At 70.3% G+C, this 25,110-nt stretch carries 29 protein-coding genes; 19 read left to right on the top strand and 10 right to left on the bottom strand.

What is annotated here, in order from left to right; genetic code table 11:
• Positions 1 to 4: 4 nt before the first annotated feature.
• The 4 genes from ASE87_RS01420 to upp all read right to left on the bottom strand — a co-directional run bounded on the left by ASE87_RS01420 (position 5) and on the right by upp (position 4,059).
• Complete coding sequence (locus ASE87_RS01420; protein ID WP_056225382.1) at positions 5 to 1,378, bottom strand: deoxyribodipyrimidine photo-lyase; 1,374 nt, start codon at positions 1,376 to 1,378, stop codon at positions 5 to 7.
• Positions 1,375 to 1,827, bottom strand: a complete 453-nt coding sequence (locus tag ASE87_RS01425; protein ID WP_043593012.1) for a MarR family winged helix-turn-helix transcriptional regulator — start codon at positions 1,825 to 1,827, stop codon at positions 1,375 to 1,377. Before ASE87_RS01425 ends, ASE87_RS01420 begins: the two co-directional genes overlap by 4 nt.
• 333 nt (positions 1,828 to 2,160) lie before the next feature.
• Positions 2,161 to 2,928, bottom strand: a complete 768-nt coding sequence (locus ASE87_RS01430; RefSeq protein WP_082452228.1) for a winged helix-turn-helix domain-containing protein — start codon at positions 2,926 to 2,928, stop codon at positions 2,161 to 2,163.
• A 498-nt stretch (positions 2,929 to 3,426) separates the two neighbouring features.
• The gene (gene upp, locus ASE87_RS01435; protein ID WP_043593011.1) at positions 3,427 to 4,059 is read right to left on the bottom strand and encodes a uracil phosphoribosyltransferase; all 633 of its coding nucleotides are present in this window, start codon (positions 4,057 to 4,059) and stop codon (positions 3,427 to 3,429) included.
• 93 nt (positions 4,060 to 4,152) lie between these two features.
• Here upp and ASE87_RS01440 point away from each other — a divergent pair, with 93 nt between their 5' ends.
• Positions 4,153 to 4,584, top strand: coding sequence for a nucleoside deaminase (locus ASE87_RS01440; RefSeq protein ID WP_043593089.1), 432 nt, complete (start codon positions 4,153 to 4,155; stop codon positions 4,582 to 4,584).
• A 40-nt stretch (positions 4,585 to 4,624) separates the two neighbouring features.
• Here ASE87_RS01440 and ASE87_RS01445 read toward each other — a convergent pair whose 3' ends face one another.
• Positions 4,625 to 5,587 (bottom strand): cation diffusion facilitator family transporter, encoded by a 963-nt coding sequence (locus ASE87_RS01445; protein ID WP_043593009.1) that lies wholly within the window; start codon positions 5,585 to 5,587, stop codon positions 4,625 to 4,627.
• A gap of 47 nt (positions 5,588 to 5,634) precedes the next feature.
• Between ASE87_RS01445 and proC the strand changes: the two genes are divergently transcribed.
• Positions 5,635 to 6,486 (top strand): pyrroline-5-carboxylate reductase, encoded by an 852-nt coding sequence (gene proC, locus ASE87_RS01450; RefSeq protein WP_043593007.1) that lies wholly within the window; start codon positions 5,635 to 5,637, stop codon positions 6,484 to 6,486.
• A 6-nt stretch (positions 6,487 to 6,492) separates the two neighbouring features.
• Here proC and ASE87_RS01455 read toward each other — a convergent pair whose 3' ends face one another.
• Together ASE87_RS01455 and ASE87_RS01460 are read right to left on the bottom strand one after the other, a co-directional pair.
• Positions 6,493 to 7,164: a TrkA family potassium uptake protein gene (locus ASE87_RS01455; RefSeq protein WP_043593005.1), complete on the bottom strand. Its 672-nt coding sequence runs from the start codon at positions 7,162 to 7,164 to the stop codon at positions 6,493 to 6,495.
• Positions 7,157 to 8,614, bottom strand: a complete 1,458-nt coding sequence (locus ASE87_RS01460; protein WP_056225385.1) for a TrkH family potassium uptake protein — start codon at positions 8,612 to 8,614, stop codon at positions 7,157 to 7,159. Before ASE87_RS01460 ends, ASE87_RS01455 begins: the two co-directional genes overlap by 8 nt.
• Before the next feature lie 27 nt (positions 8,615 to 8,641).
• On the opposite strand from ASE87_RS01460, the gene ASE87_RS01465 reads away from it, so the two are divergent.
• The 6 genes from ASE87_RS01465 to ASE87_RS01485 all read left to right on the top strand — a co-directional run bounded on the left by ASE87_RS01465 (position 8,642) and on the right by ASE87_RS01485 (position 11,331).
• Positions 8,642 to 9,178: a helix-turn-helix transcriptional regulator gene (locus tag ASE87_RS01465; RefSeq protein WP_082452229.1), complete on the top strand. Its 537-nt coding sequence runs from the start codon at positions 8,642 to 8,644 to the stop codon at positions 9,176 to 9,178.
• Positions 9,179 to 9,292: 114 nt separating this feature from the next.
• Positions 9,293 to 9,487 carry a helix-turn-helix domain-containing protein gene (locus ASE87_RS01470; protein WP_043593002.1) on the top strand — a complete coding sequence of 65 codons (195 nt, stop codon included), beginning with the start codon at positions 9,293 to 9,295 and terminating at the stop codon, positions 9,485 to 9,487.
• Positions 9,488 to 9,594: 107 nt separating this feature from the next.
• Positions 9,595 to 9,693: a 30S ribosomal protein bS22 gene (locus ASE87_RS15675; RefSeq protein ID WP_003792170.1), complete on the top strand. Its 99-nt coding sequence runs from the start codon at positions 9,595 to 9,597 to the stop codon at positions 9,691 to 9,693.
• 90 nt (positions 9,694 to 9,783) lie between these two features.
• Positions 9,784 to 10,050, top strand: a complete 267-nt coding sequence (locus ASE87_RS01475; RefSeq protein ID WP_056225388.1) for a glutaredoxin family protein — start codon at positions 9,784 to 9,786, stop codon at positions 10,048 to 10,050.
• An 88-nt stretch (positions 10,051 to 10,138) separates the two neighbouring features.
• Positions 10,139 to 10,663: a hypothetical protein gene (locus ASE87_RS01480; protein ID WP_157489628.1), complete on the top strand. Its 525-nt coding sequence runs from the start codon at positions 10,139 to 10,141 to the stop codon at positions 10,661 to 10,663.
• Positions 10,664 to 10,983: 320 nt separating this feature from the next.
• Positions 10,984 to 11,331 carry a hypothetical protein gene (locus ASE87_RS01485; protein ID WP_137847623.1) on the top strand — a complete coding sequence of 116 codons (348 nt, stop codon included), beginning with the start codon at positions 10,984 to 10,986 and terminating at the stop codon, positions 11,329 to 11,331.
• A gap of 65 nt (positions 11,332 to 11,396) precedes the next feature.
• Here ASE87_RS01485 and aspS read toward each other — a convergent pair whose 3' ends face one another.
• Complete coding sequence (gene aspS / locus ASE87_RS01490) at positions 11,397 to 12,731, bottom strand: aspartate--tRNA(Asn) ligase (protein ID WP_056225394.1); 1,335 nt, start codon at positions 12,729 to 12,731, stop codon at positions 11,397 to 11,399.
• A gap of 120 nt (positions 12,732 to 12,851) precedes the next feature.
• On the opposite strand from aspS, the gene ASE87_RS01495 reads away from it, so the two are divergent.
• From ASE87_RS01495 to ccsB, 5 genes are read left to right on the top strand one after another with little or no spacing between them, the layout of a single operon-like run.
• A complete protein-coding gene (locus ASE87_RS01495) occupies positions 12,852 to 13,499 on the top strand; it encodes a histidine phosphatase family protein (RefSeq protein ID WP_043592993.1) in 648 nt (215 codons plus the stop codon).
• A complete protein-coding gene (locus ASE87_RS01500; protein ID WP_235472161.1) occupies positions 13,496 to 14,119 on the top strand; it encodes a TlpA disulfide reductase family protein in 624 nt (207 codons plus the stop codon). Before ASE87_RS01495 ends, ASE87_RS01500 begins: the two co-directional genes overlap by 4 nt.
• Positions 14,120 to 14,884 (top strand): cytochrome c biogenesis CcdA family protein, encoded by a 765-nt coding sequence (locus tag ASE87_RS01505; RefSeq protein ID WP_043592991.1) that lies wholly within the window; start codon positions 14,120 to 14,122, stop codon positions 14,882 to 14,884.
• Positions 14,868 to 16,706, top strand: coding sequence for a cytochrome c biogenesis protein ResB (locus ASE87_RS01510; RefSeq protein ID WP_082452230.1), 1,839 nt, complete (start codon positions 14,868 to 14,870; stop codon positions 16,704 to 16,706). Before ASE87_RS01505 ends, ASE87_RS01510 begins: the two co-directional genes overlap by 17 nt.
• Positions 16,706 to 17,719 (top strand): c-type cytochrome biogenesis protein CcsB, encoded by a 1,014-nt coding sequence (gene ccsB, locus ASE87_RS01515; RefSeq protein ID WP_043592990.1) that lies wholly within the window; start codon positions 16,706 to 16,708, stop codon positions 17,717 to 17,719. The genes ASE87_RS01510 and ccsB overlap by 1 nt, the downstream gene beginning before the upstream one ends.
• Positions 17,720 to 17,764: 45 nt before the next feature.
• Here ccsB and ASE87_RS01520 read toward each other — a convergent pair whose 3' ends face one another.
• Entirely contained in the window at positions 17,765 to 18,781 is a 1,017-nt protein-coding gene (locus tag ASE87_RS01520; protein ID WP_056225397.1) for an o-succinylbenzoate synthase, read from the bottom strand.
• Positions 18,782 to 18,823: 42 nt separating this feature from the next.
• Between ASE87_RS01520 and ASE87_RS01525 the strand changes: the two genes are divergently transcribed.
• The 4 genes from ASE87_RS01525 (at position 18,824) to ASE87_RS01540 (ending at position 22,478) form a co-directional block, all read left to right on the top strand.
• Positions 18,824 to 19,258 (top strand): hypothetical protein, encoded by a 435-nt coding sequence (locus ASE87_RS01525; protein ID WP_056225400.1) that lies wholly within the window; start codon positions 18,824 to 18,826, stop codon positions 19,256 to 19,258.
• A gap of 53 nt (positions 19,259 to 19,311) precedes the next feature.
• Positions 19,312 to 20,220 (top strand): 1,4-dihydroxy-2-naphthoyl-CoA synthase, encoded by a 909-nt coding sequence (locus ASE87_RS01530; protein ID WP_043592984.1) that lies wholly within the window; start codon positions 19,312 to 19,314, stop codon positions 20,218 to 20,220.
• Between the two features lie 82 nt (positions 20,221 to 20,302).
• Positions 20,303 to 21,493, top strand: a complete 1,191-nt coding sequence (locus ASE87_RS01535) for an AMP-binding protein (protein WP_056225403.1) — start codon at positions 20,303 to 20,305, stop codon at positions 21,491 to 21,493.
• A 28-nt stretch (positions 21,494 to 21,521) separates the two neighbouring features.
• Complete coding sequence (locus tag ASE87_RS01540; protein WP_137847617.1) at positions 21,522 to 22,478, top strand: 1,4-dihydroxy-2-naphthoate polyprenyltransferase; 957 nt, start codon at positions 21,522 to 21,524, stop codon at positions 22,476 to 22,478.
• A 46-nt stretch (positions 22,479 to 22,524) separates the two neighbouring features.
• Here the strand turns inward: ASE87_RS01540 and ASE87_RS01545 are convergent, their stop codons facing one another.
• Positions 22,525 to 22,818, bottom strand: a complete 294-nt coding sequence (locus tag ASE87_RS01545; protein WP_056225410.1) for a DUF4229 domain-containing protein — start codon at positions 22,816 to 22,818, stop codon at positions 22,525 to 22,527.
• Positions 22,819 to 22,993: 175 nt separating this feature from the next.
• Between ASE87_RS01545 and ASE87_RS01550 the strand changes: the two genes are divergently transcribed.
• Positions 22,994 to 23,353: a PLD nuclease N-terminal domain-containing protein gene (locus ASE87_RS01550; protein ID WP_043592976.1), complete on the top strand. Its 360-nt coding sequence runs from the start codon at positions 22,994 to 22,996 to the stop codon at positions 23,351 to 23,353.
• Positions 23,354 to 25,096, top strand: a complete 1,743-nt coding sequence (menD, locus tag ASE87_RS01555; protein ID WP_056225413.1) for a 2-succinyl-5-enolpyruvyl-6-hydroxy-3-cyclohexene-1-carboxylic-acid synthase — start codon at positions 23,354 to 23,356, stop codon at positions 25,094 to 25,096. It abuts the gene before it with no gap.
• The last annotated feature ends 14 nt before the right edge of the window (positions 25,097 to 25,110 follow it).

Genomic DNA, 25,110 nt, shown 5'->3' on the forward strand with positions numbered 1-25,110 from the left:
GGGGTCATTCGGTACGGGTGGTGCGGCGCATCGCCTCGTAGGCGTCGAGCGCGGCCCGGCGCGAGGCCTTGAGGTCGACCATGGGCTCGGGGTACGAGTCGTCGTCGACCTCGGGAACCCAGCGGCGCACGTAGTCGCGGTGCTTGTCGAACTTGTCGGCCTGCAGCACGGGGTTGAACACCCGGAAGTAGGGGGCCGCGTCGGCGCCCGAGCCGGCCGTCCACTGCCAGTTGGCGGGGTTGTTCGCCTCGTCCGCGTCGACCAGGGTGTCCCAGAACCACTGCTCGCCGACCCGCCAGTCGGCCAGCAGGTTCTTGACGAGGAAGCTCGCCGTGACCATGCGCACCCGGTTGTGCATGTAGCCGGTGGTCCACAGTTCGCGCATGCCGGCGTCGACCAGCGGGATGCCGGTCGTGCCCTGCTGCCACGCCTCGAGTTCGCCCGGCTCGAGTTCGTGCCACGGGAACTCGTCGAACTCGGGCCGGTAGTTCTTCGTGGCCAGGTGAGGGTTCGCGAAGAGGACCGTGTGGTTGAACTCGCGCCAGACGAGTTCGCGCAGGAAGCCCGAGGCCTGCTCGCGGGCGTCGGGCGTGAGGTCGCCCCGCATGCGGTGCCAGACCTGGAACGGGCTGACCTCGCCGAACCGGAGGTGGGGCGAGAGGTGACTCGTCGCCTCTTGAGCAGGTTCGTCACGGAGGCCGTAGTCGGCCAGGTGTCCCGTGGCGAAGCGTTCGAGCGTGTCGAGGGCGGAGGCTTCGCCCGGGGTCCACGAGTCGCGGAGTCCCCCGGCCCAGTCGGGTGCCGTGGGCAGGAGGGACCACGAGTCGAGGTCGTCGCTGTCGGGCGCCGTGCGGGGCCCGTGCACTTCGTCGGGGGCCGCCTCGGGGTGGCGCGGCTCGGGCCGGTCGAGGCATGCGCGCCAGAACGGCGTGAAGACCTTGAACGGTTGGCCCTGCCCGGTCTGGATCGTCCACGGTTCGAACAGGAGGTTCGCCTGGAAGCTGCGCACGTCGAGCCCACGCTCGCGAAGCGACGACTTGAGGTCGGCGTCCGCGTCGCGGGCGGCGAGGCCGTACCGGCGGTTCCAGAAGATGGCACCGGCGCCTGTCTCGTCGACGAGTCGGGGCAGTTCGCGGGCCTGGGGGCCCCGGCGCAGGGTCAGTCGGCCGCCGATGGCCCGGAGCGACTCGGCGAGAGCGGCGAGGCTGTGGTGCAGCCACCAGCGCGAGGCGCCGCCGAGGGGGCGGATGCCGTCGGTCTCGTCGTCGAGCAGGAAGAGGACGACGACCGGTTCGCCCTTCTCGACGGCGGCCACCAGGGCCGGGTTGTCGGCGAGGCGCAGGTCGTCGCGCAGCCAGACGATCGAGGGCGACGTCATGCGTCGGCCCCGACCGGCGAGCCGAGGCGCAGCTTGGTGCACAGCTCGGCCAGGGAGGCCAGTTCGTCGTCGTCGAGCGCCCCGCCCACCCGCCGGCGGATCGCCTCGGCGTGGCTGATCGCCGTGCGTCGGTACAGGTCGTAGCCCTCGTCCGTCATGGTCACGATGATGCCTCGTCCGTCGCCGGGGTCGGAGGTCTTCTCGACGATGCCCTTCGAGGCGAGTCGGTCGACGAGGCGGCTGATGCTCGGCTGCGTGAGCAACAGGTGGCGGGTCAGGTCGCGGATGCGAGCCCGACGATCGGGCTGGTTCGACAGGTTGAACAGCACGTCGTACTCGTTGAACGAGATCTCGCTGGTCGGAAAGCACTCGGTCAGTTCACGCATGACGCTGACCTGGGCCCGGAACAGGGCTTCCCAGGCCCCCACGGCCATCGATGTCTCGCTCATGTCGTACCTCACGTTCGTCGAGGACGAGTCTACGAAAGGCCACCGTCCTCGGGCCGACACGGGTGGGCGCGAGACGCGCGCACCGCAGGGTCGGGGCACACGACAGGTCGTCGGGGCACACGACAGAGGGCCGGTCGCCCGATGGCGACCGGCCCTCTTCCCTTGCACCAGGAGTGTCCTGCAATCACATTCCGCCTCGGTCGCCACAGCAAACGACGTCGGCGAGACACAATCTATAACGGATCGGTAACGGTGGTCCAGGGGTGAACCCGAGCAGTTCCTGGGAACTCGGACCGAGCCGGCACCGCGGCCGCCGTGTGATGCGAGCAGGGCTCAGAACACGTCGGGCGACGGCGTCGACGCGTGGCGGATCGAGACGTCCGCGTGGCGGTCGAAGCGGTAGCCGACACCGCGGACGGTGCGGACGATGTCCTCGAAGGCGCCGAGCTTCGACCGCAGTCGACGGACGTGCACGTCGATGGTGCGTTCGTTCGGCACCTCGTCGTCGCCGTCGGCCCACAGGCTCGAGATCAGTTCGGTTCGTTCGATGGTGCGGCCCTCGCGCAGGACGAGGTACTGCAGCAGCTCGAACTCCTTGTACGTCAGCGGGGCCACGTCGCCGTCCAGCAGCAGGCGCTTGCGCGAGATGTCGACGACGACGCCACCACGGGCGCCGGGCTCGTCGTCGTCGGCGACCTGCCGGCGCTTCGCCAGGGCGGCCGGGTCCTGCAGGGCCAGACGGACCACGTCGACGTCGCGGCCGCCGGCGCCCTCGGGAGCCAGTGCCACGGCGGCGTGCGTCTCGGCCGACGGGGCGATCCGACCGACGAGTTCTTTGATCTGAGAGACGACGTCGCCGAGCGAGGTGCCGTCGGCGGCGGCCTTCAGTTCGTCGAGTCCGACGTAGAGGACGAAGCCGCGGGCCTCGGTGCCTTCGGGTACGGCGCGGGGCCGGGGGGCCGCGGGAGCCGTGGCGACGGGCGCGGCGGTCGGGGCGGCCGAGCGGGAGGGCGCGATCTCGCGGAGGGACGTGGGGGCGGCGGAACGGGCGGGCGAGACGGTGCGGGTGGCGGTGACGGGGCGGTCGAGGATGAGGGACATGACAGGCGGGGTCCTTGCGTGACGGCGGCGGTCCCTCGGCCGACGGGTCGCCGGGGACGGAGGGACTGCTCGATGTGTGTCGGTGCTCGATCCCGCCGGCGATGGTGCCGTACGTCACGAGCAGTCGGTGCGATGCACCGTTCGGGATGCGCGTCGAGGGTGGCGACGCGGAGCATCCTGGAGTCGGTGGCTCAGTGACCGGGTGGGGCCAGGAGCTCAGCTGGCGGTGTCAGCAGCTTCGACTCGGCGAGGTGTGTGACCGGATCAGGCACACATTCGACACATGACAGCGTGCATCGGCATCATCATGCCGGTGCTCCCGAGGGCCTCACGAGAGGTCGGGGCGAGCACGCTGTTAGTCATGGGGTCGATCTTGTTACACCCCGTGTCCTGATGTCAAGCGACGTTCGCGTTCCGGCGGCGTGGGTGGCCCGGAAACGCCGAACCGCGCCTCCTGCGGTCGAGGAGGCGCGGCCCGGGTCGTCGGAGCGGCGCGCGTCAGGCGAGCCCGTACAGGCGGTCACCCGCATCGCCGAGGCCCGGCACGATGTAGCCCTGCTCGTTGAGCTTCTCGTCGACGGCGCCCAGCACGACGTGGACGTCGCGGCCCTCCATCGCCTTCTCGACGGCGGCGAGGCCCTCGGGCGCGGCCAGGATGCAGACCGCCGTGACGTCGACGGCGCCGCGGTCGAGCAGGTAGTCGATCGCCGCGATGAGCGAACCGCCGGTGGCGAGCATCGGGTCGAGCACGAAGCACTGACGGTTCGACAGGTCGTCGGGCAGACGCTCGGCGTAGGTCGTGGGCTGCAGGGTCTCTTCGTCGCGCACCATGCCGAGGAAGCCCACCTCGGCCGTGGGGACGAGCTTGGTCATGCCCTCGAGCATGCCGAGGCCGGCGCGCAGGATCGGCACGACGAGCGGTCGAGGCTGGCTGATCTCGAGGCCCGTGGTCGGGCCGACCGGGGTCTCGATGTCGACGGGGCTCGTGCGGACGTCGCGCGTGGCCTCGTAGGCCAGCAGCGTGACGAGCTCTTCGGTCAGCGCCCGGAAGGTGGGGGAGGGCGTGCTCTTGTCGCGGAGCACGGTCAGCTTGTGGGTGATCAGGGGGTGGTCCGCTACGTGCACTCGCATAGGCTCAACGGTAGCGGAGTCGGCCGGTTCCGCGAGCCGTCCCGACCCCGCAGAGGCCCCGTGATCGCCGTCCCGCCCGAGTTCGACGACTGGATGTCCCTCGCCCTCGCCGAGGCCGACGCCTGCCGCGTCTCGGCCGACGTGCCGGTGGGTGCCGTCGTGGTCGACGCCGACGGCGTGGTGATCGCGACGGGCCGGAACGAACGCGAACTGCGCCAGGACCCGACGGCCCACGCCGAGGTGATCGCCCTCCGGGCCGCCGCAGAGCACACGGGTGACTGGCACCTCACGGGCACGACCCTCGTGGTCACCCTCGAACCGTGCCCCATGTGCGCCGGGGCCCTGCTCGCCGCGCGCGTGCCGCGGCTCGTCTACGGCGCCTGGGACGACAAGGCAGGAGGCGCGGGCAGCGTCTACGACATCGTCCGCGATCGCAGGCTCCCGCACCGCGCCGAGGTCTACGCCGGCGTGCGCGAGGCGGAGTGCCGGGCGCAGCTCGACGCGTTCTTCGCCGAGCGACGCTGAACCGCACCGCCGCCGGTGGGCGACCCGCGCCTCCTCGGGGTCAGTCGGCGGCGCGGATGACGATCGCGTCGGTCGGCGGGTCGACCTGGCCCGGCTTCACCCAGACGTCGGGTTCGACGTAGATGACGCGGGCGATCGGCACGGCTTCGCGGATGCGCGACTCGACGGCGTTGATGGCGCTGGCGACGTCGGCCAGCACGGTGCGTCCGGGCATCGCGACCTTCACGCCGACGAGGAGCTCGTCGGGGCCGAGGTAGAGCGTCTTCATGTGGATGATCGACTCGACCTCGGGGCCGCCGGTGACGGCTGCGCGGATCTTCGCGACGTCGTCGGCCGAGGCCCCCTCGCCGACGAGCAGGCTCTTCGTCTCGATGCCGAGGATGATCGCGACGGCGACGAGCAGCACGCCGATGGCGAGGGTGCCGATCGCGTCGAACACGCCGTCACCGGTGATCCAGGTCAGCACGACGCCGACCATGGCGAACGAGAGGCCCAGCAGGGCGGCGGCGTCCTCGAGCAGCACGACCGGCAGTTCGGGGGCCTTGGCACGGCGCACGAACGACACCCAGCTCTGCTGCCCCTTGCTCGGTCGGGACTCGCGGATCGCCGTGCGCAGCGAGAAGCCCTCGAGGGCGAGCGAGATGGCGAGCACGAGCACCGGCAGCCAGGGCACCTCGAGCGGGTGCGGCTCGCGCAGCTTCTCGATGCCCTCGTAGAGCGAGAAGACCCCGCCGACGCTGAACAGGATGATCGACACGACGAAGGCGTAGACGTAACGCTCCCGACCGTAGCCGAACGGGTGCTCGGCGTCGGCCGCCTTCTTGGACTTGCGGCCGCCCAGCAGCAGCAACACCTGGTTGCCCGAGTCGGCCAGCGAGTGGACGCCCTCGGCGAGCATCGACGACGATCCCGAGAAGGCCCAGGCGATGAACTTCGTCACCGCGATGCCCAGGTTCGCGCTGAGTGCGGCGATGATCGCCTTGTTGCCGCCGTGACTGCTCATCGGTTCCGATCCCCTCGTGTGGTCCTGGTCGATCCTAGGATGGCCGGATGGTCACCACCCTCCCCACCACAGCGATTCTCGGAGCCGGCTCGATGGGCGGCGCGATCCTGCAGGGCCTGCTGCGCCCCCAGGTGTCCGTCGACGGGGGCGTGCGGGTCACGAACCGCACCGAGGTCAAGGCCCGGGCGCTGCGGCACGGCGCCGTCACCTCGCTCGCGACCGAGACCGACCCGAGCGCCAACTCCTCGGCGGTCGTCGGTGCGCGGCTGGTCCTGATCGGCGTGAAGCCGCACATGGTGGTCGACCTCCTGCACGAGATCGGTCCGGTGCTCGACGCGGGTGCCCTCGTGGTGAGCCTCGCCGCGGGAGTCACGACCGCCACGATGGAGGCCGCCCTCCCCGAGTCGGTCTCGGTGCTGCGCTCCATGCCCAACACGCCGTCGCACGTCGGTCTCGGCGTGACCGGGCTCAGCGCGGGCTCGCGCTCGACCGACGCCGACCTCGACCTGGCCCGGTCGCTCTTCGCGGTGGTCGGTGACGTCGTCGTCGTCCCCGAGTCGCAGATCGACGCGCTCAGCACGATCTCGGGTTCGGGCCCCGCCTACGTCTTCTACCTGATCGAGCAACTGCAGGAGGCGGCGGTCGCCTTGGGCTTCACGCGTGCGCAGGCCGCCACCATGGTCCAGGGCACGTTCCGCGGCGCGAGCGAGCTCCTCGCGACGAGTGACGTCCTGCCGGCCGACGCCGCGCCGGCCGAGTTGCGTCGTCGGGTCACCAGCCCCGGCGGCACGACCGAGCGCGCCGTCGCCGAGCTCGCCGACGGTGGCCTGCTCGAGCTGTTCGAGCGGGCCACCCAGGCCGCCCTCGCCCGCAACCGCGAGATCGCCGAAGGCCGCTAGCCGCGGTCAGCCCTCGAGGGCGGCGAAACGTTCGATCGCACGGCTGTCGCCCGACACGATGATCAGGTCGTGGTTGCTGATGACCGTCTCGGGGGTGGCCTCGACGAACGCACCCCCGGGGCTCTTCACGCCGACGATCGTGATGCCGTACTTCTTCCGGATGTTCGACGCGGCCAGCGAGGCACCGCGGACGGGCTTCGGCGGGTACATCTTGACGATGGCGAAGGCGTCGTCGAACTCGATGTAGTCGAGCATGCGACCCGACACGAGGTGTGCGACGCGCTCGCCGGCCTCCCGCTCGGGGTAGATGACGTGGTTGGCACCGATGCGGGCGAGGATCTTGCCGTGCGACTGGCTGATCGCCTTCGCCCAGATCTGCGGCACCTTCAGGTCGACCAGGTTGGCCGTGATGAGCACGCTGGCCTCGATCGACGAGCCGACGGCGACGACCGCGATCGAGAAGTCCTGCGCACCGATCTGCTTGAGTGCGTCGATGCTGCGGGCGTCGGCCTGCACCGCGTGCGTCACGCGGTCGGCCCATTTCTGGACGAGCCCGGCGTCGGTGTCGACGGCCAGCACGTCACGGTCCTGCCGTTCGAGTTGTCCGGCGGTCGCGGCGCCGAACCGCCCGAGGCCGATGACGAGCACCGGGGCGTCGTGCTTGATCTTGTCAACCAACGATCGGTCGCTCCTCGGCTCGGGTGAACAGCTGGCGTCGTTGGCTGGCGGCCAGGGCGACGGAGAGTGTCACTGTACCAACGCGGCCCATCCACATCGTGACCGCCAGGATGTACTTGGCCGAGTCCGGGAGGCGGTCGGTCAGACCGGTGCTGAGCCCCGAGGTGGCGAACGCCGAGATGGACTCGAACAGCACGTGGTCGAGGGGCTCCTTCGTGATGTGCATGATCAGGATGCTCGACACGGCGACGATCGTCGCACCCCAGAGGACGACGCTGACGGCCAGGCGCAGGACGTCGCTCGGGATGCGGCGGCCGAAGGCTTCCATCGACCGCTGACCGCGCGCCTCGGCGAAGGCCGCCAGGAAGAGCACCGCGAGGGTCGTCACCTTGATGCCTCCGGCGGTCGAGGCCGACCCGCCGCCGATGAACATGAGCATGTCGGTGACGAGCAGGGACGACCCGTTCAGGTCGGAGATCTGGATCGTCGAGAAACCGCCCGACCTCGTCATCATGCTGAGGAAGAGCGACTGGAACACCGTCGGGCCGGCCTCGATGCCGCCGAACGTCTTCGGGTTGTCGAACTCGAGGACGATGTAGAGCACCATGCCGAACACGATGAGGATCGCCGTCGTCAGCAGGGTCAACTTGACGTGGACCGACCAGCGCCGGGGGTTGCGCGGGTTGCGGGCCAGGGCGTAGATCACCGGGAACCCGATGCTGCCGAGGAACACCCCCACCATGATCAGGCTCAGGAACCAGTAGTCGTTCTCGAACGCGGCGAGTCCCTCGGCGTTCGGCGTGAACCCGGTGTTCGTGAAGGCCATGGCCGAGTAGTAGAAGCTGTCGAGCACGGCGTCGCCGACGGGGATGCCGTCGATGAGCATGCGGGGGATCATCAGCACCGCGATGACCAGCTGGATCACGAACGAGCTGAGCGCCACCGTCGTGAGCAGGCCACCGATCTCGCCGAGCCGCACCGCCTGACCCTCGGGAACGGGGCCGGCGTGCACCCGCAGCGGGTTCTGGTCGCCGGCCGCCATCAGTCGAGCGCGCAGGCCGAGTTTCCGTGAGACGACGAGACCCATGATCGAGGCCAGCGTGAGCACGCCGATCGCCCCGATCTGCACGCCGACGAAGATGACGACGTGGCCGAACAGGGACCAGTGGGTGGCCATGTCCACCGTCGCGAGGCCGGTCACGCAGATGACCGAGACGGCCGTGAAGACGGAGTCGGCCAACGGGGTGATCGTCCGGTCGGCCGACGAGATCGGCAGCGAGAACAGCAGGGTGAAGACGACGATCAGACCGGTGAAGATCAGGATGGCGAAGCGCGCGGGCGACTTGCGACCGATGTCGTCGATCGCGTCGCTGAGTGTGCGCCAGGGCGAGCGGCCGGGGTCCGAGGGGCGGCGTCGACCGGCGACGGGGGCGCGAGTCACGTCGGTCATGCTATCCCGGGTCACTACGCTGGTCGCATGCCGGACATCTTCGCCGTGATCGCCGACGCCACCCGCCGAGACCTCCTCAAGGTGCTGCTCGACGCCTCGCTGTCGACCGACTCCGCCAATGCCGACATCAGCGTGGGCGAGATGGTCACCTCGCTCGGCGTCAGCCAGCCGACGGTCTCGAAGCATCTGCGGGTGCTGCGCGAGGCGGGTCTCGTGCGGGTCCGTGAAGAAGGGCAGCACCGCTACTACTCGCTCGAGCCGGGGCCGCTCGAGGTCGTCGAGGACTGGTTGATCCCGTTCGTCAGCGCGGACTCGTTGACCTCCGAGGCGCTGGCCAGCACGCCCTTCGCGGCCTGGGCCGGAGCCACCGTCCCCGCCCCGCTCCGGCGGGCGGCCGAGAACCTGCCCGATGCCGAGGACGTCGGGAGCACGCTGGGTCGCTACGCGGCCGGAGCCCAGCACCGCGCCTCCTCGGCCCTGCACGACGCGCAGAGCGCGCTCGGTGCCCTGGACGAGCGCGTCATCGACCCCGTCCGCAAGCGGTGGGGACGCACCGGACAGTAGCGACCCGGGCACCTTTACACCGAGTCACACGCGCGCCTAGAGTTGCCCCCAGGCACACGGGGAACACCCGTCTGCTCCACAGCCCCGCCCCGGGGCCCGAGTCGAGGCAGGGTCATGTCGCAGGATCTGTCGGATGTGCGGTTCCTCACGGTCGCCGAGGTGGCCGACATGATGCGCGTGTCGAAGATGACGGTCTACCGCATGGTCCACTCGGGCGAGCTGCCGGCGATCCGCTTCGGGCGGTCCTTCCGCGTGCCGGAATCGGCCGTCGCGGCCGTGTTGCGAATCGGCATCGCCGACGTCGGGTAGGCCCACTTCGACTTTCTCGGGCCGTCCTAGTAGACTGACCCGAGGCATTTTTCCGCGGTTCTGTTTCGGACCCGGTCGGTCCAATCCAGAAATCAGTGAGGTCCTCTATGGGTTCTGTCATCAAGAAGCGTCGCAAGCGCATGGCGAAGAAGAAGCACCGCAAGCTGCTTCGCAAGACTCGTCACCAGCGTCGCAACAAGAAGTAGTCGCTCGACACGAAGGCCCCCGCCGACCACCGGTCGCCGGGGGCCTTCGTCGTGCCCGGGCGCCATTCGGCCCTCGCTACCCTTGAGGGCATGGCCGAACCGCAGATCACCCTCCTGACCAAGCCGGGCTGCCACCTGTGCGACGACGCCCGTTCCGCAGTGCACGGCGTGCTGGCCGAAGCCGAGTTCGTCGATGCCGGCATGGTCGTCGACGAGAAGAACATCCTCGACGACGCCGAACTCACCGCCGAGTACGCCGAAGAGATCCCGGTCGTCCTGATCGACGGTCGCGTGCACACCATCTGGCGAGTCGAGCCCGAGCGGCTCCGGAAGGCGCTCCGCGCGGCTTTCGCATGACCAATTCCTCCAATATTTATTCTTCCAATTAATCGTTTCAGATGGCACGCTCTTCCTGAGTGCAGAGTTGCACAGATTGGAAGAGGACATGATCGGGAAGAACAGGACGACCGCACCATTGATTGCTGTAGTGCTCATGCTCGTGACGATGTCGATTGCTGGAACAGGGAGTGGGGCATTCGCTGCTGACCAGCCCGACGACGCAGAGGCCGTCATGGCCGTTCAGAGCCAGGGGCACACGGTTTCTTTCGTGTCGGGCGAAACCCCGCGAGGGCCGTCGTCCTCGCCCCGAACGCGTCAAGGTCTGGGCAATGCGGAGGCAGGCGCGGACGGGCAGTACATTCGCGTACTCACTGAGCAGGAGCTAGTCGACTTTGGTTTCTCGGTCCTGATCGACGGGCGTCCGGCTCGTCTCGAACTCGACGAACGGGGAGGCGTGCGGATCTTGGACGACAACGGATCTGCCATCAACTCGCTCGCGCCACCCGTGGCCGTCGACGCGGACGGACGAGATCTTCGCTCGTCCTACGAGATAGCCGGCAACACTGTTCGGCAGCGCTTGGACGATGTTCCCGCGACGTTCCCCGTGACGATCATGGCGCGACTCGAGTGAAACTTTCAATTCTGTACCGTCATGTACAGCCGGAACGAGACGCGCCAGCTCACCAATTCAGGTCTTGTGGCATCACTCATCGCCGCAGCGTGTGGGCCTGTCGGATGGGCCTGCGGAATCGCGACGGCGGCGATGGTGCAGACTGCCAATTCGGCGGTGGCCCAGGGGCGGTGCGTGGGTATCAGGCGCACGTCGTTGCCAAGCCTGGTCACGTGGCCCGTCATCGAGAATTGCCGTCAATGAAACAGCGAGGAAGTGACCGTGTCGTTCCTCGTCGGTCAATGACGGTCAGCTATGCCCCTTCGACTCGTGGAGGGCTGTTGATCGCCATCGTCATGATGGCCGGCGGGCTTGAGTTGCACTTCACGGGCGTGCTGGGGCGGTTCGATCAAACGGTGGTGCTGCTGGTGTTCTTGGTGCTCATCGGCGGCTTGCCGCGAGTAGTCGCCAGTGGCAGCGGGTGGTGGCGGACGCGAGCAAAGGAAGTCCCGGCGGCGGTTGTCTACGGTCTGGGCCTTCTCGTGACGATCACAGCCGTCTCATTGACTGAATCGATGTCGTCGCCCGTGCCGGCCGTCGCGGCTCTGGTGGTGCTGGGTGTCCTGACCTTCGTCTCTTGTTCGAGGGCCGTCGCCGTCGGTCCTGTTCGCCGTACCAGTCAGGGCTGACGAAAAGTTGGCGGTCCGGTCTCATTCGAGACCGGACCGCCAATCAACCGATCCGTGGCGAGGAGCTACGGCTGGAGGCGCGTGGGGCCGCGGAAGAGGAAGGTCACCTCGCGCAGGTTGGCCTGGTGCAGCATGAGCATCAGCACGCGGGCGAGGCCCATGCCGAAGCCACCGTGCGACGGGGCGCCGTAGCGGAAGAAGTCGAGGTAGCCGCCGAGTTCTTCGGGCTTGAGGCCCTTCTCGCGGATCTGCTGCTCGAGCACCTCGATGCGGTGCTCGCGCTGGGCGCCGGTCGAGATCTCGGTGCCGTTGAAGATCAGGTCGTAGCTCTTGGTCAGCTGCGGGTCGTCCTCATGACGCATGTGATAGAACGGGCGGATCGAGATGTCGTAGTCGGTCAGGAAGACGAACTCGTGGCCGAACTGCTCTCGCACGTACTCCGAGATGCGGCGCTCGCCCTCGGGGTCCATGTCGGCGTCGGCACGGGGCACCTCGTAGCCGCGCTCGGCGACGATGCGCTTCGCCTCGGCGAGGGGGATGCGGGGGAACGGCGTCACGGGGACGGTGACCTCGACGTCGAAGAGCGCCTTGATCTCGTCGCCGTGCTTCTCCTTCACGGCCGAGAACGCGGCCACGAGCAGTTCTTCGTGCATGCGCATGACGTCTTCGTGGCTGTCCACGTAGCTGATCTCGGAGTCGACGCTGGTGAACTCGGTCGCGTGACGCGAGGTGAACGACGGGTCGGCGCGGAACACCGGCGCGATCTCGAAGATCTTGCCGAAGCCGGCCGTCTGCGCCATCTGCTTGAAGAACTGGGGGCTCTGCGCCAGGTAGGCGGCGCCCTCGAAGTAGTCGACCTTGAAAAGCTCGGCGTTCGACTCGCTCGCCGTGGCCATGAGCTTCGGCGTGTGGATCTCGACGAAGTCGCGCTCGATCCACCAGGTGCGCATAGCGTGCTCGAACGTCGTCTGCACGCGGAAGACGAGGGCGTTGCGCGGCACGCGCAGGTCGAGGAAGCGGTAGTCGAGTCGCTTGTCGATGCTGCTGTCGGCGGCGATCGGGGTCTCTGGGTCGGCCAGCGAGTCGACGACGAGCGTCTCGACCTTGACCTCGATGCCGCCGAGCTTGACGCGCTCGTCGTGCTTGAGTTCGCCCGTGACGGTGACGAAGCTGCCCTGCGACAGCGACGAGATGGCGTCCGCGACGTCGTCGGTCTCGCCCGCGGCTTCGAGCACGTCGGCGGCCGTACGGGGGCGGACCAGCTGGAGGGCACCGGTCTCGTCGCGCAGGACGACGAACTGCACCTTCTTCTGATCACGCACCGTCTCGACCCAGCCGGTCACGGTCACGGGTCCGTCGGGCAGCGCGGACAGGTCTTTGATGAGGGTGCGTTCGATCACGAGGCCCGAGTTTACAGTCACCGCCTCCCGCGGCCCGCCGCACCGCTCGTCCGCGCCGCGGCGAGCTTGGGGCTTCCCGTGTGGGAGGTGTGCAGGCGGTCCCGACCTAGACTCGTCCGCATGCCCGCGCAGCAGATCCATCTCGTCCGGCACGGTGAGGTGCACAATCCCGAGCACGTGCTCTACGGCCGCCTCGACGGGTTCGGCCTGAGCGATCTCGGCCACCGGATGGCGGCTGCCTCGGCCGAGGCCTTCCACGAGCAGGGGGTTCCGGTCCGTGCCGTCTTCGCCTCACCGTTGCAGCGCACCCGCGAGAGTGCGGCGCCGTGGTCGTCGGCCTTCGGGCTCGAGACGCAGGTCGACGAGCGATTGATCGAACCGACCAACAAGTACCAGGGTCGGCGGAGCGACTTCAGCATCGCCAAGCAGCTCAAGGTGCCGGCCGAGTGGCCGTGGATCGTCAACCCCCTGAAGCCCAGCTGGGGCGAGGCCTACGTGAGCATCGCCGCCCGCATGCTCTCGGCGATCGACGAGGCCTGGTCGAGCGTCGACGACGGAGACGTCGTGCTCGTCAGCCACCAGCTGCCCATCTGGATGGTCCACCGCAGTGTCACCGGTGCCCGCCTGTTCCACGATCCGCGCCGCCGCCGCTGCACGCTCTCGAGCATCACCACGCTCGAGCGTCGCGAGGGGGGCTTCGTCGAGGTCGGCTACCAGGAACCCGCTGCACACTTGAACCAGTCCGCCGTCGACCTGGGAGCAGTGTGAGCCAGACCATCCGCCCGACCCGAGCCCGACTCATGGCCCGCGGCCTCGCCCTGGCCGGCGTGGTCGCCCTCGTCGCCACGGGGTGCTCGACCGCCGACGACCTCGCGACGCAGTACGGCAACGGCACGACCGAGAACTACATCTCGGGCAACGGCACCGTCACCGAGATCGCGCCCGAGGACCGCACCGAACCGGTCGCGTTCACGGCCGAGACCGACGCCGGCGAGACCGTCTCGCGGTCCGACCACGACGGCGAGGTCGTCGTCCTCAACTTCTGGTACGCCGCGTGCCCGCCCTGCCGTCTCGAAGCCCCCGAGCTCGAGAAGCTCAACAAGTCGTACGCCGACAAGGGCGTCGAGTTCCTCGGCGTCAACGTGCGCGACCAGGCCGACACCTCCCTGGCATTCGCGCGGACCTTCGACGTCACCTATCCGTCGGTCGTCGACGCCAACGACGGGGCCGTCCAGCTCGCCCTCGCGGGCACGATCGCACCCAACGCCGTGCCGACCACGATCGTCCTCGACAAGCAGGGCCGCATCGCCGCGCGCATCCTGGGCGGTCTCGACGGGCCGAGCATCCTCGACACCCTGATCTCCGACACCCTCGCCGAGACGTCCTAGGTGTACCAGGGCAATCCCTTCTTCGACGCGGTCGTGGGCGGTCAGCTCGCCGTCGGCCTGCCGGTCGCCCTGCTGGCGGGGCTCATCTCGTTCCTGTCGCCCTGCGTGCTGCCGCTCGTGCCGGGGTACCTCGGTTACGTCGGCGGCCTGACCACCGGGGCGACCGAGGCAGGGGCCAAGCGGCGCGACCGCCGCCGGCTCGTGTTCGGCGTCGTCCTGTTCATCCTCGGCTTCTCGGTCGTCTTCGTCGGCACCTCGCTCGCCTTCGCCTCGGCCGGGTTCTGGCTGATCCAGTGGCGCGAGGTCGTCACGCGGGTCATGGGCGTCGTGGTGATCCTGCTCGGCCTCGTCTTCATCGGACAGTTCACGTTCCTGCAGCGCACCCTGAAGCCCGGGTTCCTCCCGAAGACGGGCCTCGCCGGGGCACCGCTGCTCGGCATCGTCTTCGGCATCGGGTGGACGCCGTGCATCGGCCCGACCCTGGCCGCCGTGCAGGTGCTCGCCCTGGGCTCGGGCTCGGCCTGGCAAGGTGTCCTGCTCGGGGCCTTCTACTGCATCGGCCTCGGGGTGCCTTTCCTGCTCGTCGCGCTCGGCTTCGGCTGGGCCTCACGGTCCATCTCGTTCGTCAAGCGGCACATCCGCGTCGTCAACATCGTCGGAGGGTCACTGCTCGTGCTCATCGGTCTGCTCATGGTCACGGGCCTCTGGTCCAGCCTCATGTCCCACGTCGGGGCGGTGATCGCGACCTATGGCACGATCGTCTGACCGCGACGGGGGCGACGCGACCCGCGCCTCCTCGGCCGCCGCCGGCGCCGACACAGGGGTGACCGACACCGGGCTGACCGACGCCGACGCGACCGACGTCGGCGGCGACCCGTTGCGTCCGAGCGACCACATCGACTCGGTCCGCCCGGGGCCTTCCGACGGTGCGGGCATCACGCAGCCCAAGCTCGGGCCCCTGGGCTACCTGCGTTTCTTCTGGCGGCAGCTGACCAGCATGAAGACGGCGCTCTTCCTGCTGATGCTGCTCGCCGTCGCGGCGATCCCCGGCTCGCTCGTGCCTCAGCGCACCTCCGACCCCAACGGCGTCGTCCAGTACCGCACCGACCACCCCGACCTGTTCCCCGTGCTCGACAAGCTCGGTGTCTTCGACACCTATTCGTCGCCCTGGTTCTCCGCCGTCTACCTGCTGCTCTTCATCTCGTTGATCGGCTGCATCATCCCGCGGACGCGGCACCACTTCGAGGCGCTGCGGGCCCGCCCGCCGAAGACCCCCGCGCGGCTGTCGCGCCTGGCCGGCTACCGGTCGATCACCCTCGAGACCGCAGGAGGCGCGGGTGACGACGCGATCACGGCCGCCCGTGCCGTCGACGCGGCCCGTGCCCAGCTGAAGCGCTCCGGCTACCGCACACAGGTCTTCGGCGACTCCGTCAGTGCCGAGCGCGGCTACCTGCGCGAGACCGGCAACCTGGTCTTCCACTCGGCACTCGTCGGAGTGCTGCTCACCGTCGGGGTCGGCGGCGGTTTCGGCTACTCGGGCCAGCGTGTGGTCGTCGAGGGGCAGACCTTCTCGAACGTGCTCGGCTCGTACGACTCCTTCAACCCGGGACGCTGGTTCGACGAGACGCAGCTCTCGCCGTTCTCGATCGCGCTCGACGAGTTCTCGACCGAGTACGCGCCCGACACCGCCGGCGGTGCCGGCATGGCCACCGACTTCACGGCCGACGTCACCGCCCAGGCGCGGGGCGGCGACGCCGAGAAGACGCAGATCAAGGTCAACTCGCCTCTGTCGATCGGCGGTTCGAACGTCTACCTGCTGGGCAACGGTTACGCGGTCGACGTGACGGTGCGTGACGGCGAGGGCAACGTCGCGTTCCGCGACACGGTGCCGTTCCTGCCGCAGGACACGAACCTGACCTCGCTCGGCGTCATCAAGGTGCCCGACGCCCTGCCCGACCAGCTCGGCATGATCGGGTTCTTCTACCCCACGGCGGCGGACAACGGCACGGGGGCCCTGACGTCCACCGACCCGGACACGACGAACCCCGTGCTCAGCCTGAATGTCTACTCGGGCGACCTCGGGCTCGACGCGGGCGTGCCGACGTCGGTCTACACGCTCGACACCGACGGTCTGACCCCGCTGGCGGGCACCGACGACGACGCGCAGGAGAAGGCCGTCCAGCTGACCCCGGGCGAGACGGCGACGATCCCCGACGGTCTGGGCACGATCACCTTCGACGGCGTCAAACGGTTCGCCTCGTTCGACATCCACCACGACCCGTCGCAGGTCTGGGTGCTGCTCTTCGCCGGGCTCTCGTTCGCCGGTCTGCTGACCGCGCTGTTCGTGCCGCGCCGCCGGGTCTGGGTCAAGGCGACCGAGACCGACGGGGGCGTCCGGCTCGAGTACGCCGGGCTCGCCCGCGGCGAGGACCCCACGCTCGGACGTGCCGTCGGCGACATCGCCAAGGCGCACCTCGGCGGTCTGGGCGTCCCGGCCGACGTGGCCCGCGAGGTGGCCGACGACCCGGCCCGTCACGACGTCGAGAAACCCGGCCCCGACGCGGGCGGACGCGGACGTAAGATCTGATGGTGACCGCCGACCTCGCCTACTACTCGCTCGTCGCCGTGTACTCGGCGATGGCCATCTACACGATCTCGTTCGTGGCCTTCGCCCTCGACCTGGCGAAGCGGTCCGGTGACGCCCAGCAGGCGGCGGCCCGTGCCGCCAAGGCCGAAGCCCTCGCGACGGCGTCCGTCTCACGTTCGGCAGCGGGTGGCAGCACGGTCGTCCTCGACCGGCCGTCACGCGGTGCGGGCGGGGCGGCCTCCGCCTCCACCGGTGCGCCCGCCAAGGCGTCGAGCTTCGAGCGCGTCGCCATCGCGATGATGCTGCTCGGGTTCGTCGTGCACGTCGCCTCGGTCGTGCTGCGCGGCCTCGCCGCCGGTCGCGTGCCGTGGGCCAACATGTTCGAGTTCTCCCTCACCGGCACCGCGATCATCGTCGGCGTCTACCTGGCCGTGCAGCTGGTGGTCAACCTGCGGTTCCTCGGCGCGTACGTCATGGGCCTCAACCTGGTGCTGCTCGCGATCGGCACCGTCAACTACTACGTGGCGGTCTCGCCTCTGCCGCCAGCGCTCCAGTCGGCGTGGCTGGTGATCCACGTCTTCGTGGCCATCCTCGGCACCGCGTTCTTCGCCATCGCCGCCGGGCTCTCGGCCGCCCAGCTCGTGCAGACGAAGCGTGAGCAGTCCAAGCTCGCCGGTCTGCGCTTCCTCGACACCCTCCCGGGTGCCGAGCGCCTCGAAGACCTGGCCTACCGCATCGCCCTGGTCGGCTTCGTCCTCTGGACCTTCACCCTCATCGCTGGTGCCATCTGGGCCGAGCGGGCCTGGGGTCGCTACTGGGGCTGGGACACCAAAGAGGTCTGGACCTTCATCATCTGGGTGCTCTACGCCGGGTACATCCACGCGCGGGCGACGCGTGGGTGGCGTGGGGCCCGCTCGTCGTGGTTGTCGATCATCGGCTTCGCCGCCGTCATGTTCAACTTCTCGGTCGTCAACGTCTTCTTCAAGGGTCTGCACGCCTACTCGGGTCTCTGATCGACCGGCGCCTCGGCGTCGCCCGATGAGCCGCGTGAACCGACGTCAGTCGGCGAGCACCGCGTAGGAGGCGCGAAGCCGGTCCAGCCACATCCCCCGTCGGTCGTCGTCCACCGCGTGACGGCGGAGCAGGTCGACGTCGACGTCGACACGGCGCACGTCGACCGCCCCGTCGGCGGGCAGCAGGGGATCGCGCGTCACGTCGGCCCCGAGCAGGGCGGCCGTGCCGAGACCGCAGTCGTGGCGGAGGTCCGGCACGGCGGCGGCGAGGTGCGCGCCCATGCTGAGCCCGACCGACGTGTCGAGGGCGCTCGAGACGACGACGGGCAGCCCGGCCGCGGCGACGATCCGGAGCGCGGCGGTGACGCCACGGAGCGGTTGAGCCTTGATTACGAGCAGGTCCGCGGCACCGGCCCGGGCGACGGCCAACGGGTCGTCGGCCTTCCGGACGCTCTCGTCGGCCGCGACGGGGACGCCCAGCCCCGAGACGCGGCGTCGCAGCTCGGCGAGCTCGGGCACCGTGGCGCACGGCTGTTCCGCGTATTCCAGGGCGTACGGTGCCAGGCCGACCAGCGCCTCCTCGGCCGACTCGACCGACCAGCCCCCGTTGGCGTCGACGCGGACGTGGCCCTCGGGGCCGACCCACTCGCGGGCCGCGGCGACGCGGGCGATGTCGTCCGCGAGGGTCTGTCCGCGTTCGGCGACCTTGACCTTGACCGTCCGGCAGCCCCGGTAGCGGGCGAGCACGTCGGGCACCCGGTCGGCGGCGACCGCCGGCAGGGTGGCGTTGACCGCCACCCGTCGGACACCCACGTCGGGGAGTCGGCCCCAGCCGAAGTCGATCGTGGCCGCGAGCCAGGCTGCCGACTCGGCCGGCCCGTACTCGAGGAAGGGGCTGAACTCGGTCCAGCCCGACGGGCCCTCGACCAGCAGGGCCTCGCGCTCGTCGAGCCCGCGGAACCGCGTGCGGAGGGGGAGGCGGACGACGTGGGCACCCTCGACCAGTTCGGCCAGGGGCGGCAGCGGGGGAGTGGTGGACGGTGCGCGGTCGACGGTCGGCATCCGTTCAGTGTCGCACCGGCGACCCCGGTAAGGTCGTGCGTCATGGTCGACCGCGAACCCGTACCCGCCCGAGAACCGGAGTGGTCGGACGACGAGCTCCCCACCCGTGGGCGTGACGGCGGCGGCTCCGCCGCGTCGCAGTCGGACGGGCTCCAGGTCTTCGACGGCCCCGGTCACGACGTGGTCGACCGGCCTCCGCGCAGCCGACGGCTGGGCGTCGTCACGTTCGTCCTGGCGACCGTGCTGCTCGCCCTGGACGGGCTGGCCCTGGGCCTCCTCGCCGCGGACGCCGTGAGCCCCGCCGCCGTCCTCGCCCTCGTCACCCTGCTGGCCTCGATCGTCGTCGGGGTCGTCGGGCTGATGGCCGTCGTCATGCGCCGCGGCCGCTGGTGGGGTGTGGCCGCGGTGGTCCTCAGTTCGCTGTCGAACCCGTTCGTGCTCGTCTGGCTGATCGGTCGGTTCGTCTCGACGGTCTGACCGCGGGCCACCGCGGTCGGGGCGACGTCGGACCCCGTCGGTAGGCTGGCGACATGGCTTCCGAGGTGTCCGACCTGTTCGATCCGACCGAGTGGCGCAGCGTCGAGGGCTTCGACGCCCTGACCGACGTCACCTACCACCACAGCGTCGACGGCCGCGTGGCCCGCGTGGCCTTCGACCGTCCCGAGGTGCGCAACGCGTTCCGGCCGCACACGGTCGACGAGCTCTACCGGGTGCTCGACGACGCCCGCATGAACAGCCGCATCGGGGTCGTCCTGCTCACGGGCAACGGTCCCAGCGCGAAGGACGGCGGCTGGGCGTTCTGCAGCGGCGGGGACCAGCGCATCCGTGGTCGTGACGGCTACAAGGCCGAGGGCGACCAGGCGAACGTGCCCGATCCGGCGTCGGCCGGTCGACTGCACATCCTCGAGGTGCAGCGTCTGATCCGGTTCATGCCCAAGGTCGTCATCGCCGTGGTGCCCGGGTGGGCGGCGGGTGGCGGCCACTCGCTGCACGTCGTCTGCGACCTGACGATCGCCAGTCGCGAGCACGGCAGGTTCAAGCAGACCGACGCCGACGTGGGCTCGTTCGACGCGGGGTACGGCAGCGCCTACTTCGCCAAACAGATCGGGCAGAAGTTCGCACGCGAGGTGTTCTTCCTCGCCGAAGAGTACAGCGCCGATCGCGCCTACCAGATGGGGGCCGTGAACCGCGTCGTGCCGCACGCCGACCTCGAACGCGAGGCGCTCGAGATGGCCCGGACCATCCTGACGAAGTCCCCGACCGCCATCCGCATGCTCAAGTTCGCCTTCAACGCGACCGACGACGGCATCGTCGGTCAGCAGGTCTTCGCGGGCGAGGCGACCCGTCTGGCCTACGGCACCGACGAGGCCGTCGAGGGGCGCGACTCGTTCCTCGAGAAGCGCGCGCCCGACTGGTCGCCCTTCCCCTGGCAGTACTGATGTCCGCGTCCGCGGTGGCGAGCCCGTCAGGGCCGGGCGACCGTTCGCGTCGCCTCCGACGGTCCTTTCAGAGGTGCGGCGCGTGACCCGCCCCCTGCTCCCCGTCGACGCGCGTGACCCCGGTGCCGTGCTCGACGCGCTCCGGGTCGCGCTCGAAGGTGGTCCCGCCGTGGCCCCCCGGACCGACGACCGAGTGCCCGTGGACCTGCCCGGGGTCGTGCCGCAGGCGGTGTCGCTGGTCGTCGAGACCAGCGGCTCGAGCGGACGCCCCAAGCGCGTGGCGGTGTCCTCCGACGCCGTGCTCGCCGGTGCCGCCGCGGCCGACGGCGCCCTGGCCGGGCCGGGGCAGTGGGTGCTCGCCCTGCCGGCGCACTACGTCGCGGGCCTGAACGTGCTGGTCCGTTCGCTCGCCGCCGGGACCGAGCCGGCCCTGCTCGCGCCGGGGCACTTCGACATCGGTGCCTTCGTCGCCGCCGCCGAGCGGCTCGATCACGCCGTGCGGTACTCGTCCCTCGTGCCGGCCCAACTCTCGACGGCGCTCGACGCCGCCGAGGCCGATCGTGCCGTGGCGGACGTGCTGCGCCGCTTCGACGCCCTGCTGGTGGGCGGCCAGGCGACCCCCGCAGCCCTCGTGGAGCGGGCTCGCCGGCTGGGCGTCACCGTCGTGCGCACCTACGGGTCGAGCGAGACCAGCGGCGGGTGCGTGTACGACGGCGTGCCCGTGGGCCGCACCCGTGTCGAGGTCGTCGACGGCCAGGTCGAGCTGAGCGGGCCGTCGCTGGCCGAGGGGTACCTCGACGATCCCGAGCGCACGGCCGCGGCCTTCGTCACGCGCGACGGCCTGCGGTGGTACCGCACGGGCGACGCGGGCACGGTGTCGCCCGACGGGGTGCTGACCGTCAGCGGCCGGCTCGACGACGTGATCGTCTCGGGCGGTGAGAAGGTCTCGCTCGGCGTCGTCGAGCGGGTCGTGCGCGAGCAGCCGGGGCTCGCCGACGCCGTGGTCGTCCGCGCGGCGCACGCCCGGTGGGGCGAGGTGCCCGTCGTGGTCACCGACGCCGCGCCTCCTGTGCCGACGGAGGCCGACGACCCGGCGGACGATGACCCGGCGGCCGACGACCTCGCGGCCTTGCGGTCCGCGGTGGCGGCCGTCGCCGGTCGTGCCGCGGCACCCGACCGCATCGTCCGGGTCGACACGGTGCCCCTGCTCGCGAGCGGCAAGCCGGACCGGGTGGCCCTGACCCGCCTGGTCGCCGATCTCGCGGCAAGCTGATAGCCGGCTGCGAACTAGACTCGACCCCGTGGCGAAGACGAAGACCCCGACCCCCAAGCGCAGCGGCCGCCCCGGTGGCCGACCCGGCGGGCGGCCCGGCAAGCAGCCGGCCCGTCGAGTGACCGCCGGCGACTGGATCGGCGGTGCGCGCCTGCGCACCCTGCCCCTGGGCATCGCCCCGGTCGCCCTCGGCACCGGCGTCGCTCGGGCGAACGGCGGCTGGGACCTCACCCTGGCGCTGCTCTGCCTCGCCGTCGCGGTGTTCCTGCAGGTCGGCGTCAACTACTCGAACGACTACTCGGACGGCATCCGCGGCACCGACGACTTCCGGGTCGGGCCCTCACGCCTGACCGGTTCGGGCAGCGTCCGCCCGAAGACCGTGCTGAAGGTGGCGCTCGCGTTCTTCGCCCTCGCGGCCGTCGCCGGTGTCGTCGTCGTCGTCATCACCCAGATCTGGTGGCTGCTCGCCGTCGGTGCCGCCGCGGTCGTCGCCGCGTGGTTCTACACGGGCGGCAAACGGCCCTACGGCTACAACGCCCTGGGTGAGCTCTTCGTCTTCGTGTTCTTCGGGCTCGTCGCGACCGTCGGCACGACGTTCGTGCAGCTGCGAGAGTTCCCGTTCGACGCCTGGGTGGCGGGGGTCGCCGCCGGGCTGTTCGCCTGCGCGGTCCTGATGATCAACAACGTGCGCGACATCCCGCAAGACACCGCCGCCGGCAAGCGCACCCTCGCGGTCGTCGTCGGCGACCCGGTGGCCCGGGCGCTCTACGCGCTCTTCCTGCTGCTGCCGTTCTTCATCCTCGTGTACTTCGCCTTCCTGTACCTGCACGCGCCCTACGTCTACTTCACGCTCGTCGTCGCGGTGCCCGCCGCGGTCATCGGCGTCACGGGCAAGACCCCACGGGAGCTCATCCTCGCCCTGCAGCTGTCGTCGTTGACGGCACTGGTCTGGGCACTGGCCCTGTCGGCCGCCCTCTTCTTCTAGGGGTCTGCTCTTCCAGGATCTGCCCCGGGCGTTCGGCCCGAGAGGATCAGGCCTGACCGTCGAGGCGGCGCGCGCGATCGGCGTCGCCCGCGTCCTCGGCGATCGCCTCGTCCTCGGCGACCGAGTCGTCGTCGAGCTTCGCCGGGCGCGACCGGCGGTCGGCGAGGTCGAGGGCGACCTTGCGGCGCAGGGGTGCGAAGAACAGGTACGAGACGCAGAACCCGACGACCGCCGCGATCAGCGTGGCCCAGAAGGGGTCGAACCTCAGCACCAGCAGGAGGCCCAGCACGACGGCGAACAGGCCGAGGCGGACGATCGAGTACTTGAGCCAGGGTTTCACGACGAGGAGTCTACGGTCCGCGAGGTGTGCGCCCGCCGCGCGGCGGACGGCCCGCGCGAACCCGGACCGCCGGCCGAGGAGGCGCGGTGCAGCACCCCGGGAGCCGTACGTCACAGCTCCGCAACGGCCGACCGACCATCAGGCGTTGCACCGGATCGAGAACTAGGCTCGGTCCATGGTCAGGCTCTTCATCGTGGGCATCGTCGCCGCGGCGGCATTCGTCATCTTCGCGCTTATCGACTGCCTGTTCGCCGACGCCTCACGGTTCCGGGCACTCAACAAGCCGCTCTGGGCCGTCATCATCGTCCTCCTCCCCGTCATCGGGGCCGTGCTGTGGTTCGTGCTCGGGCGGGCGCGCAAGAGCGGCCGCCCCGCCACTACGCGCACCGTGGCACCCGACGACGACCCCGAGTTCTCCGGGACGTCCTGGCGCACCACGAGCGACCTCGACCGCGAGACGACCGACGAGCGCATCCGTCGACTCGAACAAGAGCTGCTCGACCTCGACAACGACGACAAGACCGGCAAGCAGTAAGTGACCAGCCCGTCGACCGAGTACGCCCTGTCGCTGCTCGCGTCCCTCACCGATGCCGGGGTCCGTGACGTGGTGCTCAGCCCCGGCTCCCGCAGCCAGGCCCTGGCCCTCGCCGCCGCCGAGTTCGAGACGGCCGGTCGGCTGACGGTCCACGTCCGCATCGACGAGCGCTCGGGTGGGTTCCTCGCACTCGGCCTCGCCGCCGAGACGGGCGTCCCGAGCGTCGTGATCACCACGTCGGGCACCGCCGTGGCGAACCTCCACCCTGCCGTGCTCGAGGCACACCACTCGGGTGTGCCGCTGATCGTGCTGAGCGCCGACCGTCCCCGCGAGATGCGCGGGATCGGCGCGAACCAGACCACGGTGCAACCGGGTCTCTTCGCGAGCGCCGTCGGCTGGGTGCGCGACGTCGAGGCACCGCGCTCCGGTCCGATCGACCACGAAGCCGTCCGCACCCTCGCCCGAGAGGCCGTCGCCGAGGCCCTCGGCGGCGACTCCCACGGCGCCCTCGGGCGGTCACGCGGCCCGGTCCAGCTGAACGTCGCGTTCCGCGAGCCCCTGTCGTCCGGCGAGCAGTCGTTGCCCGCCGCCCGCCCCGAGCCGATCGAGCTCGCGCCCACCGCGGCACCGACCGCCCTCGAGGTCGACACCGACCCCGCGACCCTGGTCGTCGCCGGGCACGCCGCCGGGCCCGAGGCCGAGGCCGTCGCCAGGGCACTGGGCGCCCCGCTCGTGGCCGAGGTCTCGAGCGGGGCGCGCTTCGGGCCGCACCTGGTCTCGTCGTACCGTGCCCTGCTCGACGACGCCGACTTCGGCGGTCGCGTCCGTCGGGTGGTGGTCTTCGGACACCCCACCCTCAGCCGTCAGATCCCCTCGCTGCTCACCCGCGACGGGGTCGAGGTCGTCGTCGTCCGTGCGGCGGGGGCCGAGGCCTACGACCCGAGTCGCTCGGCCCGCGTGGTCGAGGCCGTCGAGGTGACCCGCGCCTCCTCGGGGTCCGGTTCGACCGACGACGCCGCCCACCGTGCGTGGGTGGGGCGCTGGGTCCACACCGGTCGTCGGCTGCTCGAGGCCGAGGCCGCCCGGCAGGACCCCGACGAGACCGACGCCACCACGGTCGAGGGATCGTCCGATCGGAGCGAAGCGGCCGAGCAGGCCGAGTTCCTGCGTCGCGAGGTCCAGCTGCTGCGGCGGCCGATCACGCGTCGAGCCCTGGCCGAGGCCCTCTGGCGCGTCAGCTGGCCGCACGACCGACTCGTGCTGGGGGCGTCGAGGTTGATCCGCGAGCTCGACCAGGTCGTGCCGGGCAAGAAGATCCCCGTGCACGCCAACCGGGGGCTCGCGGGCATCGACGGCACGATCGCGACCGCCACGGGCATGGCTCTCGCCAGCCAGCGCGACGACCCCGCAGCCGGCACCACCCGGGTGCTCGTCGGCGACCTGACGTTGCTGCACGACGTCGGCTCGATGCTCCTCGGCCTCGGTGAGACCAGGCCCCGGCTGCAGGTGGTCGTCGGCAACGACGGGGGCGGCACCATCTTCGACGGACTCGAGGTCGCGGCCACGGCGTCGCCCGAGGCGATGACCCGTGTGCAGTTCACCCCGCACGAGGTCGACCTCGCGGCTCTCGCCCTCGCCTACGGCTGGCGGCACGTCGAGGCGGCCACGCGGGCAGAGCTCGACCAGGCTCTCGTCGCCCGGTACGACGGCCCGGTGGTGATCGAGGTCCCCCTCTCTCGCTGACCGTCCACCCCACG

This window comes from Frigoribacterium sp. Leaf44, from assembly GCF_001421865.1.
Classification (GTDB): Bacteria; Actinomycetota; Actinomycetes; order Actinomycetales; family Microbacteriaceae; genus Frigoribacterium.